Source organism: Stieleria bergensis (genome assembly GCA_007745635.1).
GTDB lineage: Bacteria > Planctomycetota > Planctomycetia > Pirellulales > Pirellulaceae > Stieleria > Stieleria bergensis.
Genome location: CP036272.1, coordinates 4,707,006 through 4,725,509, shown reverse-complemented (window position 1 = coordinate 4,725,509; position 18,504 = coordinate 4,707,006). Strand labels below are relative to the sequence as shown.

12 protein-coding genes are annotated in these 18,504 nt (G+C 55.7%); 3 read left to right on the top strand and 9 right to left on the bottom strand.

The genetic code is table 11. From position 1 onward, the window contains the following. Nucleotides 1-15: 15 nt before the first annotated feature. The 3 genes from SV7mr_RS16710 to SV7mr_RS16700 form a co-directional block, all read right to left on the bottom strand. Nucleotides 16-987, bottom strand: a complete 972-nt coding sequence (locus SV7mr_RS16710; protein ID WP_145278526.1) for an RluA family pseudouridine synthase — start codon at nucleotides 985-987, stop codon at nucleotides 16-18. 177 nt (nucleotides 988-1,164) lie between these two features. After that, entirely contained in the window at nucleotides 1,165-2,190 is a 1,026-nt protein-coding gene (locus SV7mr_RS16705; protein WP_145274648.1) for a tetratricopeptide repeat protein, read from the bottom strand. Between the two features lie 119 nt (nucleotides 2,191-2,309). After that, nucleotides 2,310-2,678: a DUF2237 family protein gene (locus tag SV7mr_RS16700; protein WP_145274645.1), complete on the bottom strand. Its 369-nt coding sequence runs from the start codon at nucleotides 2,676-2,678 to the stop codon at nucleotides 2,310-2,312. Nucleotides 2,679-3,332: 654 nt separating this feature from the next. Between SV7mr_RS16700 and SV7mr_RS16695 the strand changes: the two genes are divergently transcribed. Continuing rightward, nucleotides 3,333-5,735: an ATP-dependent helicase gene (locus SV7mr_RS16695; protein WP_145278524.1), complete on the top strand. Its 2,403-nt coding sequence runs from the start codon at nucleotides 3,333-3,335 to the stop codon at nucleotides 5,733-5,735. Between the two features lie 38 nt (nucleotides 5,736-5,773). On the opposite strand, the gene SV7mr_RS16690 is transcribed toward SV7mr_RS16695, so the two are convergent. The 3 genes from SV7mr_RS16690 to SV7mr_RS16680 all read right to left on the bottom strand — a co-directional run bounded on the left by SV7mr_RS16690 (nucleotide 5,774) and on the right by SV7mr_RS16680 (nucleotide 9,228). Further along, complete coding sequence (locus tag SV7mr_RS16690) at nucleotides 5,774-7,195, bottom strand: sulfatase family protein (protein WP_473163646.1); 1,422 nt, start codon at nucleotides 7,193-7,195, stop codon at nucleotides 5,774-5,776. A 189-nt stretch (nucleotides 7,196-7,384) separates the two neighbouring features. Next, nucleotides 7,385-8,824 (bottom strand): 3-phosphoshikimate 1-carboxyvinyltransferase, encoded by a 1,440-nt coding sequence (gene aroA, locus SV7mr_RS16685; RefSeq protein ID WP_145274639.1) that lies wholly within the window; start codon nucleotides 8,822-8,824, stop codon nucleotides 7,385-7,387. Nucleotides 8,825-8,925: 101 nt separating this feature from the next. After that, nucleotides 8,926-9,228 (bottom strand): hypothetical protein, encoded by a 303-nt coding sequence (locus SV7mr_RS16680; RefSeq protein ID WP_419187497.1) that lies wholly within the window; start codon nucleotides 9,226-9,228, stop codon nucleotides 8,926-8,928. Here SV7mr_RS16680 and SV7mr_RS25510 point away from each other — a divergent pair. Beyond that, nucleotides 9,227-9,376 carry a hypothetical protein gene (locus tag SV7mr_RS25510; RefSeq protein WP_419187496.1) on the top strand — a complete coding sequence of 50 codons (150 nt, stop codon included), beginning with the start codon at nucleotides 9,227-9,229 and terminating at the stop codon, nucleotides 9,374-9,376. The two genes, SV7mr_RS16680 and SV7mr_RS25510, sit on opposite strands and share 2 nt — an antisense overlap. Before the next feature lie 68 nt (nucleotides 9,377-9,444). On the opposite strand, the gene SV7mr_RS16675 is transcribed toward SV7mr_RS25510, so the two are convergent. From SV7mr_RS16675 to SV7mr_RS16665, 3 genes are all read right to left on the bottom strand, one after another. Then, nucleotides 9,445-9,930 (bottom strand): hypothetical protein, encoded by a 486-nt coding sequence (locus SV7mr_RS16675; protein ID WP_145274633.1) that lies wholly within the window; start codon nucleotides 9,928-9,930, stop codon nucleotides 9,445-9,447. 55 nt (nucleotides 9,931-9,985) lie between these two features. Further along, nucleotides 9,986-10,759 carry a HEAT repeat domain-containing protein gene (locus SV7mr_RS16670; protein ID WP_145274630.1) on the bottom strand — a complete coding sequence of 258 codons (774 nt, stop codon included), beginning with the start codon at nucleotides 10,757-10,759 and terminating at the stop codon, nucleotides 9,986-9,988. Nucleotides 10,760-11,153: 394 nt separating this feature from the next. After that, a complete protein-coding gene (locus tag SV7mr_RS16665; RefSeq protein WP_145274627.1) occupies nucleotides 11,154-16,154 on the bottom strand; it encodes an Ig-like domain-containing protein in 5,001 nt (1,666 codons plus the stop codon). 958 nt (nucleotides 16,155-17,112) lie between these two features. Here SV7mr_RS16665 and SV7mr_RS16660 point away from each other — a divergent pair. Next, complete coding sequence (locus SV7mr_RS16660; protein ID WP_145274624.1) at nucleotides 17,113-18,474, top strand: enolase C-terminal domain-like protein; 1,362 nt, start codon at nucleotides 17,113-17,115, stop codon at nucleotides 18,472-18,474. The last annotated feature ends 30 nt before the right edge of the window (nucleotides 18,475-18,504 follow it).

Genomic DNA, 18,504 nt, shown 5'->3' with positions numbered 1-18,504 from the left:
CGCGAATGAAGCCCCTTAGCGGTTGGCTTGGGCGTCGCGGATCACTTGGATCGTTCGTTGCAGATCCTCGGGGATCGGGGCTTCAAAGGTCATCATGTCCCCCGATTGCGGGTGCTGAAGGGTCAGTCGGTGCGCGTGCAGGGCTTGGCGTCCTAGCACGATGGGGCTGCCTTCCAGCGAGCCTTTGCCGTGCAGCCAGGATTCGCTGGCCAACGCATGTCCGCCGTAGAGACGGTCGCATAGCACGGGGCTGTTGACCTGTGCCATGTGAACACGGATCTGATGGGTCCGCCCCGTTTTGGGATGCACATTGACCAGAGTGAACCGCCCAATCCGTTCCTGGACTTCAAAGAACGTGCTGGCGGGCTTGCTGGTCATGTGATTTTCGCGAATCGCCATTTTGTCGCGTTGGTAAGGATGACGCCCGATTGGCAAATCAATCACGTCGCGATCACGGTCGATGGAGCCAACGGTGATCGCAAAGTACTCTTTTTGAACTTCACGGTCGTGCCATTGTGCCGCCAACGCCATGTGCATGGCGTTGGTCTTGGCAACCACAATCACGCCACTGGTATCACGATCCAATCGATGCACAATGCCCGGTCGAGTGGGGCCGCCGACATCGGACAGTGATTGGAAGCGATAGGCAAGCGCGCTCGTTAAGGTGCCTTTCCAGTTGCCACGCGCTGGATGCACGACCATGCCTGGCGGCTTGTTGATCACGACAAAGCCGTCGTCTTCGTACAAAACATCCAGCGGGATGTTCTCGGGGACCACGTCATCAGAAAACGGTTCAGGCAATTCGAACCGGATTTGCTGGCCGCTACGAATCTTGAAACTGGGACGGATGACCCGCCCGTCGACCGACGCTTGATTCGCTTGCACGGCCTGACGAATTTGACTGCGACTAAAACCATCGCAGGCACCGGTCAAGAACAGGTCGATGCGCTGGCCGGCTGCCGATTCTGGGACCACAAAGTCACGGATGACCGGCGACGATTCATCATCGCTTAACGGCACGCCGCCTTCGCCACTGACCGGAGCCTCCGATGAACGATCTGAATCTTCCTGCGGTATCGACTGATCGGGAGGATCGTTTGATTCGGTCATCGACAGGTTGCAAGCATAGCACGGTTGGGGATCAGGACGGGACGGGCGAGTGCGTTACTCAGAGTCGCTTTCAGTGCTGGCGTCGTCACCGGCCGGTGTGTCAGTCGTTTCAACTGGTGCGTCAGTCGTTTCAACTGGTGCGTCAGTCGTTTCGGCTGGCTTGGCTTCGCTGGTCGAGTCCTCTGCCGGTGCATCGGTCTGAGCAGGTTTGTCCGTGACCGGTGGAAGAGTGACGGCGGGGGCTGCATTGCCCTGGCTGCTGTCCTGGTCTTTTTCGGCACCAGGTTTGTCTTCCGAGCCAGGTTTGTCTTCCGAGCCAGGTTTGTCTTCCGAGCCGGAGTTTTCGTCGATTTTAGGCAGGTTAAAGTCACCGTCGCTGGGAGTGCCGCCGCCACCGAGATTCATCGGTGGCAAGCCTTTGCCCAAGTCCAGAGTGCCGTCTTCTGGGAAAGATTCGAGGCCGCTAAGTCCAGGCGGAAGGTTGGGTTCTTCGGGGCGGAAGTCTTGTTTGGCAAACCAACTGAGAAACTCTTTGGTGGAGTCGTCATTCAGGCGTGCCATTCGCTCCTTGGCCACCTTGACCATGCTGTCAGACGAATCAAGATCAATGATCGCCTGATAGCTTCCTTCGGCTTCCTTGGTTTTGCCCAAGGCTTCGTTTGCCAATGCAGTGCCATAGTGAGCACGGGTGATCAGTAGCTTGCTAGCGGTGTTGCTCGCAGCCAGTTCGTAACCTTCGATGGCTTCCTTGATCAAGTTGTCCGCTTGAGCCTGATCCACGAAGACTTGTCCCAGAGCTTCGCCAAGGTTCTTGTCGGCGTCAAAGATTTGCGACCAAGCCGCGATTTCGGTTCCCGGGTAGACGGTGTCCAGGTTGTCCTCACCGCGCAACAAGCGAAAAGTCGCTGCACTCTTGTCGGCATCCGATTCGCTGTTGAGCATTGCCAATCCCACTCCACCAACAAACACCACGACAATGACCGTCGAGATGACTTTGGAGTGGGGCTGGATTTTCTTGTACAACGAATCCAGGAAATCCGCCAGAATGTTCGTTTCCAGTTCTTGCTGATGCTTATTCATTGGGTTTCAGCTCATAATTCCACTTGTGCGGGGCGCAACGCTCCGATCGGAGGCCCACATGGCAATCGAGCAGTATAGGAATAAGGGCCAGAAACCGTCAATACAGGGCGAGCGGCGATTTACTGATCGCTGTTGCTCTGATGTGCCTGAAGCTCTTCCAGGCTGACAAATTCAAGCGCTGAAATATGGGTCGACTCAAGCACCACTTGCGGAGCCATCCCCGCCTGCAGGGCCTCCTTCCAGCGGGCGGCGCACAAACACCACTGGTCCCCGGATTTGAGCCCTGGGAATCCGAATGACTCATGCGGCGTGCTCAAGTCATTGCCCCGAGATTGACTGAATGTCAGGAAGCTATCCGTCATCACCGCACAAACCACGTGCAGTCCGCTGTCAGATGCCCCGGTGTTGCAGCAACCATCTCGGTAGTAACCCGTCACCGGATCGTGGCTACAGGGGGTCAGGTCGGTTCCCAATACGTTCTTGGCCATAGTGTCCGTCGATTGAAGTGATTGCCAGCGGTCAGTGCCCCGCCTCTGGACCGAAACCAAGATTGGGCTGAGAGGACTTGCGCCGCTGGCTGAAAAGTAAATTGATTTCTGTGTCAGAATTATTTCGGTGGTTCAAGGCCCTTGAGTGGCAATGGCAGGAAAACAATGTGTTGGCTCACCGGGGCATACTCACTTTGGGTTCATTGCCTTCCCTTGGAAGATCGTCTCCTGGGTTGTCGCAAGTTCAGCTCGATCCCAGTCATTTCAACTTTACTCTATGGATCCGGAAAGGGGGTGCCGGAAAGGGGGCTTTCGGGCTGGCTGGAAAGTTGGGGTAACGGTCAGTGGCGAGCCGATTTGTTGGCGCAGCGGCGTTTTCTCTCTCTCTGTCTTTTGTGCTGCCCTGCATGGATTCCATTGAATCGGCTAGCATGATGTTGGACACGCGACCGCGTCGGAGGATCAGTCGTCGGTTCCGCGTGCCGCACCGCTTGCCGCGGTGTTTGGGATCGCCAGCGATGTTCTGACTTCCCACTGTTTGGCGTGCCGCAGCCGGTTTCAATCATCAAGTCATCGAAAATTCAATCAATGGATGAACCTCATCAGCCTGGACTTCATCATCCCGGAATATCGCAGCCTGGATTAGCGCAGCCAATGGATGCCGGCAGTTTGTTACGTGGAATGACGGAGGCTCAGAGCCAAGCGGTTCAGCACGTTGAAGGTCCTTTGTTGGTTCTTGCGGGGCCAGGCAGTGGGAAAACACGCGTCGTCACGCATCGGATTGCGAACCTGTTGCATCAAGGTGTGCCTGACTGGCAGATTGCGGCGCTGACGTTTACCAACAAAGCGGCCGACGAAATGCAGCTGCGTCTTGAGCGATTGGCGCCTGGACGAGAAGTCTGGATGGGGACGTTTCACCGTTTTTGTGCCCAGTTGCTTCGGCGGCATGCGGCGATGGTTGGTTTGAAAGAAAACTATTCGATTCTGGATGCCAAAGATTCGCTCGTCGCTGTGAAGCGAGCCGTCCAGCTAGCCGGCGTTTCCACCTCGCATACGTCGCCCGAGCGGATCGCGAACGAAATCAGTTCCGCCAAGAATCAGTTGCTGACTCCAGAGATTCTGCTGAGCCAAAACCTTAATCCGCTGCGCGCCGTTGCCGCTCAAGTGTATCCGGTTTACCAGCGTCAGTTGCTGATCGCAAACGCGGTTGATTTTGATGATCTTTTGCTGCACATTGCGAACTTGCTGCGGCAGAATCCAGAGATGCGCCAACAGCTGGACGCTCGATTTCGATTCTTGATGGTGGACGAATACCAGGACACCAACTTAGCGCAATACGCCATCGTGCGAGCGCTGTCCATTGATCACCCCAATCTTTCGGTGACCGGAGATCCAGACCAATCGATTTATGGTTGGCGTGGCGCTGACGTCAACAACATTTTGGATTTCGAGAAAGACTATCCAAGTGTGACCTGTATCCGTTTGGAGCAAAACTTTCGCAGCACACCCACCATCTTGGCGGCTGCGGATCATTTGATTCAGCATAATCGGCGGCGCAAAGCCAAGCGTTTGTTCACCGATAATCTTGACGGCGAGATGGTGGTCCTGCGGCACTTCGTCAACAACTATCAGGAAGCTGATGGGATTGCCGAAGAGATCATTCGCGCGATGGCTGAAGACGGTGCCTCGCTCGGCGATTTTGCCATTTTCTGCCGCACGAATTCGTTGACGCGTTCCTTGGAACACTCCTTGCGAAGCCGCAGCGTCGCCTATCAGATCGTCAGCGGTGTCGCGTTTTATCAGCGCGCTGAAATCAAGGATTTGATCGCCTATTTGAACTTGATCAATAATCCAGACCATGATGTTGCCTTGGGACGCGTGATCAACACGCCGCCACGAGGGATTGGCGCTAAAACGGTGGAGCATTTGCAGCGTTATGCCGATCAGCAAGCCATTCCAATGTTGGAGGCTTGTCGCGAGGTCGACCAGATTGTTGACATCAAGAAACGCGGCAAGACGATGATCAAGAAGTTCGTTGACATGTATGACTTGATCGCGTCCAAGTTTGCCGTGCCGGTCATGGATCAGTTGAAGTTTGTCATTGAAAAGTCTGGCTACGGCAAGCATCTTGACGCGATCGACAAGGAGAGCGAGGGTCAAAGCCGGCGTGAAAACGTTGATGAATTCGTCAATGCTGCTTCCGAATACGATCGCAAGAATCCTGAAGACGGCTCGCTGGAAGGCTTTTTAGAGCAGGTGGCGCTGATCAGCGATACTGATGCCTTCGATGATAGTGGACAAGCGGTTTCGATCATGACCCTGCATGCTTGCAAGGGACTCGAATTCCCGCGCGTTTTCATTATCGCGGTGGAGGATCACTTATTGCCTCACGAGCGTTCGCGCGATGATGAAGCGCAGTTTGAAGAGGAACGTCGTTTGCTGTTCGTCGGCATGACTCGCGCTGAGCAATGGTTGCAATTGAGCTATTGCAAGTCGCGCGCGATGCGTGGTGATCTGCGACCCGCGATCGCCAGTCCGTTCCTCAATGAGTTGCCGCTTCAAGACATGCGGCAAATTGAATCCACGCCTCGTCAGGATTGGTTCGATAACGAATTCGATCAATCCAGCCAGTTCGATGATGACATGCCGGTTTTTCAGGTCAGTGATCGCGGCAGCGCGTCGAGTGCCGATTCATCAGGCGATGATTCATTTGATTTCGGTGCCAATCAAGCAGCCGTGGATGAATTTCCAGAAATTCAACAAGACACCAGCGATGTTCAGAAGCCTGCTGATGAGCCCTCGCCCTCGGAAGCCGCCAAAGCCAAGGCGGCCTCGTTCCTCAACAGCGTGAAGACCGCCGCTGATTTAGCAACTGGAGCGAGTGCTCCGCTGACTGCCTACCGCAAAGGATCCCGAGTGATGCATGAATCGTACGGCGAAGGCACGATCGTCAAAGTGAGCGGCCGTGGACCGAAATGCGTCGCCAAGATTGCCTTCGCTGACGGCGAGCACGATTTTCGGCTCGCCTTTGCCAAACTGCAGCTGCTCGATGACTGAACTCGGCGTCCGTGCCACGGCAAAGACACCGCCTGAGTCTACTGGTCGCTGATTGCACCGGGTTGGTAATCTGACAACGATCCCAGGTCCACTTTGTCGTGAAGGTCTTTCTGTAACTTTTGCAAGTCGGCAAAAAGCTGCTTAATGTTGCCCTGTTGGTCAGAGTCTGATGACAGGTCAAAGCGTTCCAACGGGTCTTGCTGGAGGTCGTACAGTCGATAGACCTTGGCGGCTGGATAGAGAATCAGCTTGTATCGATCGGTGCGAATGCTTCGCTGCTTGTCCAAGTAGGCACCATAGATGGCTTCATAAGGGCTGGCTTGTCCATCGATCATCGGCAGCAAACTGGTGAATTGAACATGCTCCGGTTTTTCAGCTCCAGCCAGTTGAAGCGTGGTCGGCATGATGTCCTGTAAGTACACCGGCGCGTCGATCTGTTTCTCGGCGGGGACTCCAGGGCCAACGACCATCAACGGCACACGTACGCTGTGATCATACAGGTTTTGCTTGCCCATCAATCCATGTTGGCCGCACGCCAGTCCATGGTCTGCCGTGAAAAAGATCCAGGTGTTGTCTGCTTTGCCGGTTGCTTCGACCGCATCCAGAATGCGACCGATCATGGCATCCATGTGCGTGATGATTGCGAAGTACTCTTGGCGATTGGTTTTGACCGCGACCTCGGTGCGAGGAAATGGAGCCAGCTTTTCATCGCGGAGTCCTTTGCCTGAGGCCATCTGTTCGGCGTAGGGATACACTGGCAAGAAGTTCTTGGGCATGCGAACGTTCTTCAGTGGATACTTGTTGACGTATTCAGCGGGCGACTGGCGCGGGTCGTGTGGAGCGTTAAACGCCAAATACATGAAGAACGGCTGATCGATCTGAGAGGCATCTTTCAGGAAAGACTCAGAGTGATTGGCAACGACCTCGCTCCAGTGTGTGCCTCCGGCCCAGAATCCGCCAAACTTTGGATCACTGGGAGACCAGGGGTCGGTGACTTCGCCCGTTTTTGGATCCACCAGGGGGCGGTTGTAGCCAGTGGGCGTCTGTTGAGGCATGCCGCCGCGGACGTCTTGGACAACATCAAAGGACTGATCCGCTTTGGCTCGGCAATGCCATTTCCCTGTCATGTACGTTTTGTAGCCGGCCGCCTGCATCTGAGGGCCCCACCAGCGTCCCGCTTGGCGTTCCTTGTCAGCCTCGCGATAGCGTGATTCGGCGTCCCAAATGAATCGCCCAGAGTTCAACATCATTCGGCTGGCCACGCAAACCGCGCCCGACCAAGAACCCATGTTGTAGGCGTGCGTAAACGTGGTGCCACGCTTGGCCAATCGATCCAGGTTGGGAGTTTCAACCTCTTCGTTGCCCAGGGCGGCAATCGTGTCAAAGCATTGGTCATCGGCAAAGATGAACACAATATTGGGTGGCTTGTTCTTTGTCTCCGCTGTCGCAGGGGCAGACAATTGACAAACCAACAGGCAAGCGAAAAGCGTTGAGGCAATCAGGTGGCGGAGCATCTGGAACCTTATTCAGGAGAGGAAGCGGGGAGAGGAATGGGAAGACGCCGGGCTGGCGTGCGCCACAAATAGGGTCGCAACCTATGATAGTTGCGTTGGCTGACCAGCCCTTCAGGAATCAAGCCGCGAAGCCATTTATTCCATTGACCATCGGTGCGGACGGCCGATCAGAGCTTCAAGGTCAGCAAAAAACTGGGGATAGGTTTTTCCGGTGCAGGCGGGATCCAAAATCTGCACGCCAGGCTGCCGCAATCCCGCCAGCGAGAGGCTCATCGCCATGCGGTGATCATGGTAGGTTTCCAGGACGGCGGGACTTAAGCTGGAACCGGACGCGGATTGTGGGGGCGGAGTGATGGTCAGCCCATCTTCGTGCTCGTCGACCCGTGCACCCAGCTTGCGAAGTTCCGTGGCCAAGTCACCGATCCGGTCGGTTTCCTTGTAGCGATTGTGGGCAACACCGCGAACGCGCGTCGGGCCGTCGGCGAACAACGCCACCACGGCCAGCGTTTGCACGGTATCGCTGATCGCATTCATGTCGATATCGATGCCTTGCGAAGCGCGACCACTGATGGTCATCGAATCGCTGCCAACGGCAAGCTTGCAGCCCATTTTGGCCAACACTTCACAGAATCCCACATCGCCTTGCATGGCGTCAGGGGTCAGGCCTTCGACGGTGACTTCGCCGCCAGTGATGGCCGCCGCCGCCCAAAAGTAACTGGCCGCTGAGGCGTCCGGTTCGATGGCGTACTGACTGGCTTGGTAGTTGCCATCAATGGTGACAGTGGCGGAGACGCCCTCCGCTGTGGCGTTATCGTCATACGTCAACTGAACCTCCGCGCCAAAGGAACGCATGACGTTGGCTGTCATGTCCACGTAGGGCTTGGAGACCAGTTCGCCGATGACTTCGACGGTGATCGATTGCGGTTTGCCGGTTGCTGCTTGAAGTTGGCCGGCAGCGATCGGGCAGGCCATCATCAAGCCGCTTAAGTACTGGCTGCTGATGCTGCCACCGACTTGAATGGTTTTGCCGTTCCAGCCTTGGGACTGAATCAGCACCGGGGGACAACCGTCGGCAGACAGCGCGGTAAGGTTTCCTTGTTGGACGGGCTGCAACGCATCAATCAAGTCCCCAATCGGACGTTGGTGCATCCTCGGCACACCCTGCAGCTGGTAGTGGCCGCCTGCCGCTGAAAGTGCGGCGGTTAAAAATCGGACCGTGGTGCCACTGTTGGCAATGAACAGTTCCTGGCAGTCACGCTCGGTTACGGTTGAGCTTGCTCGATTGGCCCAGCAGTCACCGTTGACATTCAGCTGAGTGCCAGCCGCTTCAACACTGATCTGAACGCCGCAGCGCTGCAGGCTGTCAATCATGACTGCCGTGTCTTCGCTGCGCAAGGCTCCCGTCACGTGAGACTGTCCTGGGGTCATTCCCGCGCAGATCAATGCACGGTTGGTGATGCTCTTGCTACCTGGAGGACGGATGGTGCCTCTGACCGGGCCACCGGGCTGAACGGAGACTTTGGAGGCAGTTTTGGCGGCAGACTGGTCGGCTGGAGCGGTAACGTCGGTGTCCACGTTTTCTTTGTTTGATGCAAGCTAGAACGGCAGGGAATTGCCACAGTATCGCATCAGATCCCCTCGCTCGGCAATCGCCCTGGGGAAAACAGGGAAAACAATCAGATCACCCCTCCCACTGGCCGGTCGCTCACAGCGTGAAGATTGTGTCGGCTGGGGACCAAAAATTGCCCCAAAACCATCAACGCCAGTGTCAGCATGTGGACGAACCAGACGTTGGCATCGTCGGTCATCACTGCATGCAGGGTCGCCAAGCTAACCGTCAGCAGGATTCCCATGAAGCAGCGTTCCGCCCAACGTAATCGGTTGCCAACCATTAGTTTGGTTGCCAGCAGTGCCCAGATTCCAATGGTCGGAATGATGGCCGCATGCAAGATGGCCAGAAGAATTGGTGAGCTGATCATGGCTTCGATGCCCTGTTCGGTGAGTGTGCTGCACGCCAAGGCGTCGCGAGAAGACTTCGTCGTTGGCCGCACTGTCACCGTTGCAAGTGCCAGCGCCAACAAGCATTACCATTTCAAGCCAGCGAAGGGGCGCGAAGATCAGACTTGAGACATTCTGTCAAATTTTGACATTTTGAATGTTTTTCTTTGCGGACTTCGAGTCCGTTTGGATTCCGGTCACTCACTGATGGTGGGGCGTTTGAGTTTCAATAACAGCCAGCCAACTTGGGCAAACGCTGCGTAACCTGCAAAGGCCCATGAGATCGGTTTCTGCGCGTCATCAGGACTCCATTCTTTGAAGTAGATCACAAGGAACACGCCAATGGCGAGGGCAACGGTGACGCAGGGGAACTGCCACCCATGCCATGGGTTGAGCGCACTGCGACGACGCGTTGCTAGATAGCAAATCAGAATCAGCAACGCCAGAATCGATAAGATGGGCCCACTGCCCATGATCGTTTCGATGTCCCAGAAGGCGAAGCCTGCACCAATTGGACAGCCAATCATCAGGATGACTGCCATGATTTGAACTAGGCGAATCGACAGCGGTGGAGGCCAGTCTTCTTGGGCCGCTGAAACCTGACTGAGATGAGAGACCTCAGCGGTGGGCGCGTAGGGATTGATCGCTGGATCGTCCTCATTTGACTCGAATCGATGCGTCAATGGATCGGATCTCTTTCGTTCGCTGGTGTGCTACAGTTTTGGGATTGCAGGTGTGCTACAGTTTTGGGATTGCCGGTGGCTCGTTGGCCATCCGTGGATTATTCCCGTCCGCCTCGGCTGGAGAGGCTTGGTCTAATTGAGCAATCCATTCCGCAGGGTCTGTCCCATAATCTTCGTTGGTGACGTTGCGAAGGCTATTGATTGCCAGGTCAGTGGTCGCCGGGTTTAAATCGTCGAGCACTAAACGCAGCGAATTCACAGCGGTTTTACCATCGTGCTGAGCGATCGCTTCGATCGCGGCGTGCTTCACGTCCAATTCACTTGTTGAACCAATCGTGGTGGCCAAAATCTGTGCTGCGCGGGGTTCGTTGCGGTCGCCAAGCGCTTTGCAGGCTTGCATTTGAACGATCAAGTTGTCGTCCTTGAGACCCGTTTCGATCAGCGTCAAGGCGTCAGGAGTGGCGACTTTAGCGGCCGTTAAAACGCACAGGCGGCGCATCTCTGGGCTCGGATCGGATTCCATGATGTTCTGGACTTGTTGGTACCAGAACGCTTGTTCTTTGGGCTCCATGCGGTCGATGACCTTGGCCAATTTTTGCAACTCTTGTCGTCGCTGGTGGTCTGTGACGCCGAACGCGCGATCCTGCTGCCATTCGTGATGGAAGTAGGGATTCGTATATTTCAAAGCATACAGCGGCCCATCGTGGCAACCAGTCAAACTGGAAATCACGGTGGCAGCGATGATGTATCCACACACCGCCTGGCGGCAAACGCTGCCGCGGAGTGATGGAGTGGACGGGGAAAGCTTGGGTTTAGCGGAGAGGGACATCCGTTATCCTGGGATTCATACCAACAGTACGAGACGCATCTCGGGTCCGGCGTACGGTCAACGGAGTACCAAAGATTAAACCGCTCTTGAAAGGGCAATTTCAGGGGATTTCAAACTTGAAACGATTCGCGTTCAGGCGGCGATCGGCGAGTCTTTGCCCGGATTGTCGCAGGCTCCTTGCTTGCCACCCTGGGCTGGGGCCGCCAGCAGAGTCCCCAGCAAGATCCGCCAGCAGACGGTTCTCAGTGGCCGAGGGAGCGTTCGAAGGAGCGCCGAGGGAGCGTTAGGACGTCTCTGGGGCTCGGTCGAGAGAATAGGCCCGGCCACGCTGGCATTAAAAAAGGCCGGTTCGTTTCCGAACCGGCCTGAGATCATTTGTTCATCGCGTTGATGCTTAAGCCAATCCAAACTGGTCGGCGGCCAAGACGTTGATTAGGTCGTCATCGTCGTCGTCGGCCACCAAAGCCAAGTCAGCTTGTTGAGCCGCTCCGCCAAGGCCTTCGCCCTCACCCGTGTTGATGCCAAAGTTTTGCGACAGGTAGTTGATCACCTTGATCGCGTCCAAAGGCGTGGTGCGGAAGTCGCCGTTGACGTCGGTGAACAGGTGTTTTTTGCCCGGAGTCGATTCGCCCTCGGGGTTCGCTCCCAGGGATGTGATCACATTGATCGCGTCCAGTGGAGTGACTCGTCCGTCACCGTTAACGTCTTCTGGCAGAATGCTGTTCTGCAGCGAGTTGGCTGGCTTGAGTGTGATGTCCAGCACGTCGTAACGAATGTGGGATCGCTCAACCGAGTTGTTGAATCCACCCAGCAGTGTGTCGTGGAACGGCAGGCTTTCCACGGGGCCGCTGATGATCTGCGTTGGCTGATCGAACAAGGCACTTCCGGTGGCGTCGAAGAAGATCGTTGCAACCAAGCTGGGCTCATCGACAGGGCGAGTGCCTTGCAGGTACTCGTTGGCGATGTTTAGCTTCAGTGCAGTCCCGAATTCATCAACGATGCCAGGTCGGCGAGCACTACCCGAAGCGACGGTGCCGTCCCAAAGCGGGCCGAAGGTCACGTCAAATCCAAGCAGCGGGTCACGGCCTTCGGCGGTGTCGGCGACGGTGATCAAATCACTGTCAAACATCATGTCTTGGAAAGCGGCGAAGACGAACGATGACGTGATGCCGCGAATGTCTTCTGCATAGAACTGAACGCCGAAGCGATCACCGGTGGTGACTTCGTTGTTCAGGATTGGATTGCCGTCGGCATCAACCAACGCCATGGTCAAATCAACTTCATCGTCGTTGAACGAGTTGGTTCCAACGTTGAGAGTGACTTCCGCTCGGCTGACCACGCCATCAAGAGTTGTGATGGTGTAGGTGAACGATGCAAACCCGCTCACGTTATCCGCTGGGGTGAAGGCCAGGACATCGTCCGTCAAATCACCCGGTGTGCCATTGATGTCGACGACATCGATTTCCCCGAGCGTGTTGCTGAAGTTAACAGAGATATCTGTCAACTGGCCTGTCTCGCCGAATTGATCGTTGGCCAGGACATCCAGAATGAATGGCTGTTCAGAGCCAGGGACAATCAATCGACCTTCGGAATCCAGAGCTTCGGGGAAGGAGTCATCGATGGCAGCTGGGAACACGCCGTTGGCAGGAGGAAAAATCTCCAGTTCAGTGCTTCCGAAACGCATCTGTGGAACGGTGGTTGGCGAGTTCTCTTCGCCGATCAATACCGTTTCAAAATTGTTGACGTCGGTGGGATCGCCCTTGAAGCTTGCAATCCCGCTGGAGTCGGCCTTCATCTTGATGGTGAACAGGACGGTTGGGCCAGAGTGGGTCACAAACAGCGGGTGTGAGCTGTTGTTCTGGTTGGCGTTTCCTGGAGGCTGAACGGCACCGAAGTATTCCAGCAGCCCGGGAATCTCTGCACTACCGGTGGTCAGGTTGGTCGCTCCAGTGCTGCTAAAGAGTTCTCCGAACTCGACATCAATGTTGCCTGCACCGTCGGTGACTGGTGAGACCAGGAAGTCGGTGTAAAGAACGTCCAAGAAAGCCGAAGCCAAACCGTCAAACGCGTTGGCAGGATTGTCTAGGTCGTCAACGGTGACTTGCAAGTAAAACTCTTCACCCACCTCGATGCTGCCGGGGATCGGCTGGCGGTTGGGGAAGTCAAGCACTTGCAGATCGAATTCCACGCGGTCATCCAGGTTGGCACCTGGTAGCGTGTTGATCGTCACTTGAGCCGTGCTGAACTCGCCATTGGCGTCCGAGATCGTATAGAAGAACTGCTCGGTTCCGCTGAAGCTCGGCTGGGGTGTGTAACGGATGGTTTGCTGGCCACCTTCGATGGTGACCTGGCCACCTTGGTCACCGGCGGTGACACTGACGATTTGAGTTCCGCCAACAAGACTGAAAATGTCGTTGTCCAAGACGTTCAGCGGCTGGTTGCTGACGGTTGATGGGAATTCAAAGATGTCGTCAACAGCGATCGGCTTGTTGGACTGGAAGGTCACATTGACTTCAACTCGCGTCGCTGGTTCATTTAGGGCGGGGTAGATGTTGCCGTTTTGATCCTGAACGCGGTAACCGAACGAATCACGTCCGACAAAGCCATTCGGTGGTGTGTAGATCACCGAGCGGCCGTCTTGACTGATTTGGACTGTTCCGGCGGTGTCTGTGGCGTCGGTTCGATCGACTTCCAGTTGAACGCTGGAGCTTTCGAAGTCATTGGCCAAGACAAAGATTTGATTGGCGACGCTGTTTCGTGTCACCGTGACGCTGTCCGCGTTTGTGATGCTTGCTTCTTCCAGGATGTCGATCTGGTGATCTTCAACTTCGCCTAGGTCCGCTTCGCCATTGGGGCCCAAGTTCAGAGTGGGGCTGTAGCGGAATCGAGTGAAGGTGCTGCCGACAACGGCATCCTCTGGAACGACGACAGGCAAGTTGTTCACGCCGTTACTGAGCGGCACGTTGGTGAAGACTTGTTCGTCGTTGTCGAACGTTCCACTCGCATCGAAGTCAACCCAGCCTTGCAGGTAGGCAGGCTCTCCACTGGTGTTGCGAATGTAAACGTCGATCGCTCCTGTGCCACCAGGTCCAAAGGGAGCGGTCAGCGAAATGCCGTCCTCGTCGTCGATGCCGTTGTTGTCATCACCCAAGGCCGTGGATGAAGGGGCACCGTTGGTCTCGCGGTCGACTAGCAAGCCAAGTCCAATGTTGGAGCTCAAGCCGTGGCTGGGACCACCACTGGTCGAAAAGGTGCCGTAGGTGTCCGGTGCGTCCCCGTAATCTCGCGAGGGCAGCAATCCGAAGAAGAAGTTTTCTGTCAACGCGATGCCGTCAAAGTCGACACTGTATTCGCTTCCCACCGGAGAGGTTTGCTGGAAGCCAGCTGGAACGTCAGCACGCAGTGTGTAGGTGCCAGCTCCGGGGAATTCGATGCGGTAGCGGCCGTTGGCGTCCGAGACGGCGGTCACGTCGCCAGCGTCCAGGATGTCGTTGTCGTTTTGATCCAAGTAAACGGTGACGCCCTGCAGGCCAGGCTCGGTGTTGTCTGGATTGCCGTTGCCGTTGAAATCGGCGAAGACGACGCCGTCGGCGTCAGGGATCAACTTGTAGAAACCAAAGTTGACGTCCGTTGCTCCGCCGGCAGCTGCGACAGGGTTTGTGCTTGTGGAAACGTATTGCACGTCGGGAACCGCAACGATGTTCCATTGCATGCCCGCTGCGACCAACAGTGAGTAGTTGCCGTTTACATCGGTCACATCGGATGGTTCCGATGGATCTTGAACGCCATCACCATCGACGTCAGCGAAGATCGTGACGCCTTCCAGGCCGACTTCACCGGCGAATCGTCCGTCTTGGTTCGCATCGTTCCAGGCAGTCCCGGAAATCGGCGTCCCAATGGTGCCTGTTGACAAGCTGTGGGATAGCGAGGGGCCGGTTCGGCTGTATCCAAGCAACCCTTCGTTCAGATCAAACGCGTCCGTATCAGGGAAAATGGAGTTCGTGTCGTCAGCGGTACCGTACACGCCGTCGAAACCAACGCCCAGGTCGCCCTGTTCGATGACTAACGGGCCAGGACCATCAACGATGTTGTAAATTGTGTTGGTGCCATCGGTGTGTCGTTCACCAAACGTGTGTGCCGCTTCGTGCACAATCGTGTTGGCAATCAGTCGCGCCATGGCGGACGACTGTGAAGCCGAAGGCGACAATGGAATGGTTGCCGCACCGGGAACCGCATCCATTAAGACCAAGCCGATTTCGCTGGTATCAAAGTTGCCGACGTCAACCGACTGGGCAATGCCTAGCAGGCCGGTTAAACCCACGTCCGCTTCTTCAGCACCCACCAGCATACGCGTTAGCAGCGGGTTGGATGACAGATTGAGGTCGTAATATTGCGAATCCGGATCACGCAGGCTAATCAGCTCTGGGACCTCATTGGATCCGATGATCTCAATCCCAAAGTCGCCACCGACGCCGGTCGAGTCGTAGTCACCGTTGGTGCCGAAGGTCGCCAGCGTCCCAAACGCTCGCCGAACCTCTTCCATGATCTCTTCTTGCAGTTCGATGATGTCAACCGCGTTCGGGTTGGTGAACCCAAGCACGTCGAGGTTTTCCTGCAACGATGGGAAGCGAACCAGGCCGCGGGGCAGAGTACTGCCAGAGATCAAGTCGGTTGAGTAGTAACCGCCGTCAAAGTCGACGTACAAGATCTGCTTGGTGCCTACTGGAGTTTGTTCCATAATGGGGCGATACACTCGCATGCCCATCGAGTAGACCGATGTATTGAAGGTCGGTGCCAAAGCAATGTAGTAACGGCCGTCTTCAGGAATCACCTGAGCGGCAACCGCACTGCCCACATCTTGAAGCGGCGACCCATCGCCGTAGAGAATCGCTTGGCTGTCGTCAGCACCAAAGTAGAACTGCCCAGGACGCGATGTCCCTTCCCCGTAGTAAACCGACATGTTGCCCACTGCGCCGGTCAACGCCAAGTCAAGAATGTCACCGGCTCGCAAGTCGACCGCATAGGTGTCGACGTCGGTGATGAAACGCCCCTGAGCGTTCCGCGTTGAACTCATCTGACCATTCAGGTCAATGGTGTTCTGCTGACCAGGCAGCGTTCCCAGAGGCACGAACTCGGCGCTGTTGAACGTGTCATTACCGCCAGGGCTGTTCGCCAATTCTTGCTCGTTGAACTGGTACGCCGCAACCGTGCCGACGTTACGAGGAAGCTGGGGTTCAAAAATCGATGGATCAATGGTCACCGCTAGCATGCGACGGTCTTCCATGGTTTCCATCAGCAAACGCCGCTTCTGTTCCGCACTTCGGCGGACGTCAGCGCGTTTGCGGAGTTTTGAACTAGCGTTGCGAGTTGTTTTCGAATTCGATCGGTGGGTCATCGACTATCTCTACCAAACGTGTCAGGCCGCCTAAGGCAGCAGTGACGATGGAGCGGGGTGTTGCACGCGGGATTCCATTGAATCAAATCTGATGGAATCTCGCGTCGTTTTCATTCCGTTTCTCTCAACTGTCTTCGCTAACCAGCGAAGGTCAGCCTCACTAAGTCGTGGAGGGAAAACCGTCATCGGAAGAGGTGACCCTTCCAGACCGTTTCCCCGCCAAAGCTCACTCTGGAGATTGGGGGGGTAGCTTAAGGGGGCTGGGTTATCTGGACAAGTTGATGTGCGATTCTAATTAGGGCTTGGGCAGTGTCAACGAATCGTGGTTGATGAGACGACCAACGTTTTGTGCAAGTTCCGGAAGAATCGCGGAATATCCTCCAAATTCGGCATTGCTATCAAGAATTTTGAGGCAGAATTTACTTCTATTGCTTGTAAATCCCGGAATACAGAATGCTACGGGCTCAGATTGAGAAGATTTCCTCCTTTGCCTGATCGCCGCTGATGATCTTGAATTCTTTCTTTCGCAGTGGTCCAGAAGTTCACTAATTTACGCAGCTTGCCAGCCGCAGTTCTGGTCGGCTTACCGTAACTCCCCATGCCCCCGGTTCTGGTGCCACCAATTCTCTTTTGCGGTGGTTTGTGTCGACTGATCGCCAGAGGGCGGTCCGCCATCAGTTCATTGGTGGGGTGTTTCTTTGGTGTGTTGCCTGGCACCAGTGGAGTCGGCGGTCTCGGGACGTTTTCGGGTCAGCCAAGCGTGGATCGATGCTGTTTGTCTCCCGGATTGCAGTTTGTTGGGGGCAGGTGTACCGTCATGCCAGCGGGGCGTGTTGCCGGTCCATGGGCTTGACGGCCTGGCATTGGACCACAGATGGCCCTGTCATTGCAAATTCGCCAAAAAAAGTCATTGAAAATTCGCCAAACCGGGCAAGATCAACAGAGGAAAAGACCGTTTATGACCGCGATCAAGCATTTCGAATTGTCACTGCGAACGGAAACCTATGACTATCGAACGCCGATGAAGTTTGGCGGTCGTGTCGTCAATGACGTAGCGGTGTTGTCGGTTGACTGTGAAATGCAAACGCAGTCCGGGACGGCTGCGGGGCAAAATCGCGGCCTGGGATCCATGACCATGGGCATCGCCTGGGCTTGGCCAAGCAAGCAGGTTGACGATGAGACCAAATTGCAAGCGGTGATCGCCTTGGCTGGCGAGCTTGCCGCGGCGTACCAAGCAGTTGATCAGCAAGGGCATGCGATGGATGTCTGTCACCGCGTGTCCCCGTTACAGAAGGCGGCAGCGATCAAGGTCCAACAAGAGTTACAGTTGCCCGAAGCGATTCCCGAGCTGGCAATCTTGCTGGCCGGTTCGCCTCTCGAGTCTGCGATCTTTGATGCGCAGGGCAAGGCTGCCGGTGTCAGCAGTTACCAATTGCTCTCGCGCGACCATCTGACGCATGACATGGGGCACTACCTGGACCAGGAGTTTGACGGGCTTCACTTGTCAGATCTGATCAACAGTACGCCCGTTGCTCGCATGCCGCTGTATCACTTGGTCGGTGCCCTGGATCCACTGACGGATGATGAAGTCACCGAGCCACTGGATGACGGTTTGCCGGTGACGCTGGGGGAGTGGATCAATCGCAATGGGCTAAGCCACTTGAAAATTAAGCTGGACGGTGATGATTTAGATTGGGATGTTGCTCGGGTGGCCAAGATTGACAAAGTCGCCAGCGAATCGCGAGACGTTGATTGGGCGTATTCATTGGATTTCAATGAGCGCTGCCAGGACGAAGCCTATGTCTTGGAATTGCTAGAGCGTTTGGAAGCGATGGGAGGCAAGGTCTATGACCGCATCCAGTACATTGAACAGCCAACCAATCGTGACTTGGAATCCCCCGGCCAGCCCACCATGTTCCGGGCTGCCAAGCGTCGTCCCGTGGTGATCGACGAATCCTTGGTCGGTTTGGAAAGCTTGCGTTTGGCTGCCAGCCAAGGCTACAGTGGTATCGCCTTAAAAGCCTGCAAGGGTCACAGCGAAGCGTTGTTGCTGGGCGCGGTGGCTCGGCATTTAGGCATGTTCTTGTGCGTGCAGGATTTAACCTGCGTAGGCGCCTCTCTGTTGCACAGCGCTTCACTGGCTGCACACATTCCTTCGGTCGCGGCCGTCGAGAGCAACGGTCGGCAATATGCACCGGCTGGAAATCAGCGTTGGATGGAACGCTTTGGCGACTTCTTTGAAATCCGCGATGGTCAGATCCCAACCGGTCAGCTCAATGGACCAGGGCTGGGGTATGGAAGTGATCCCTGCTTGGATTGATCAATCCGTTTCAGTTGATCAATGCATTTC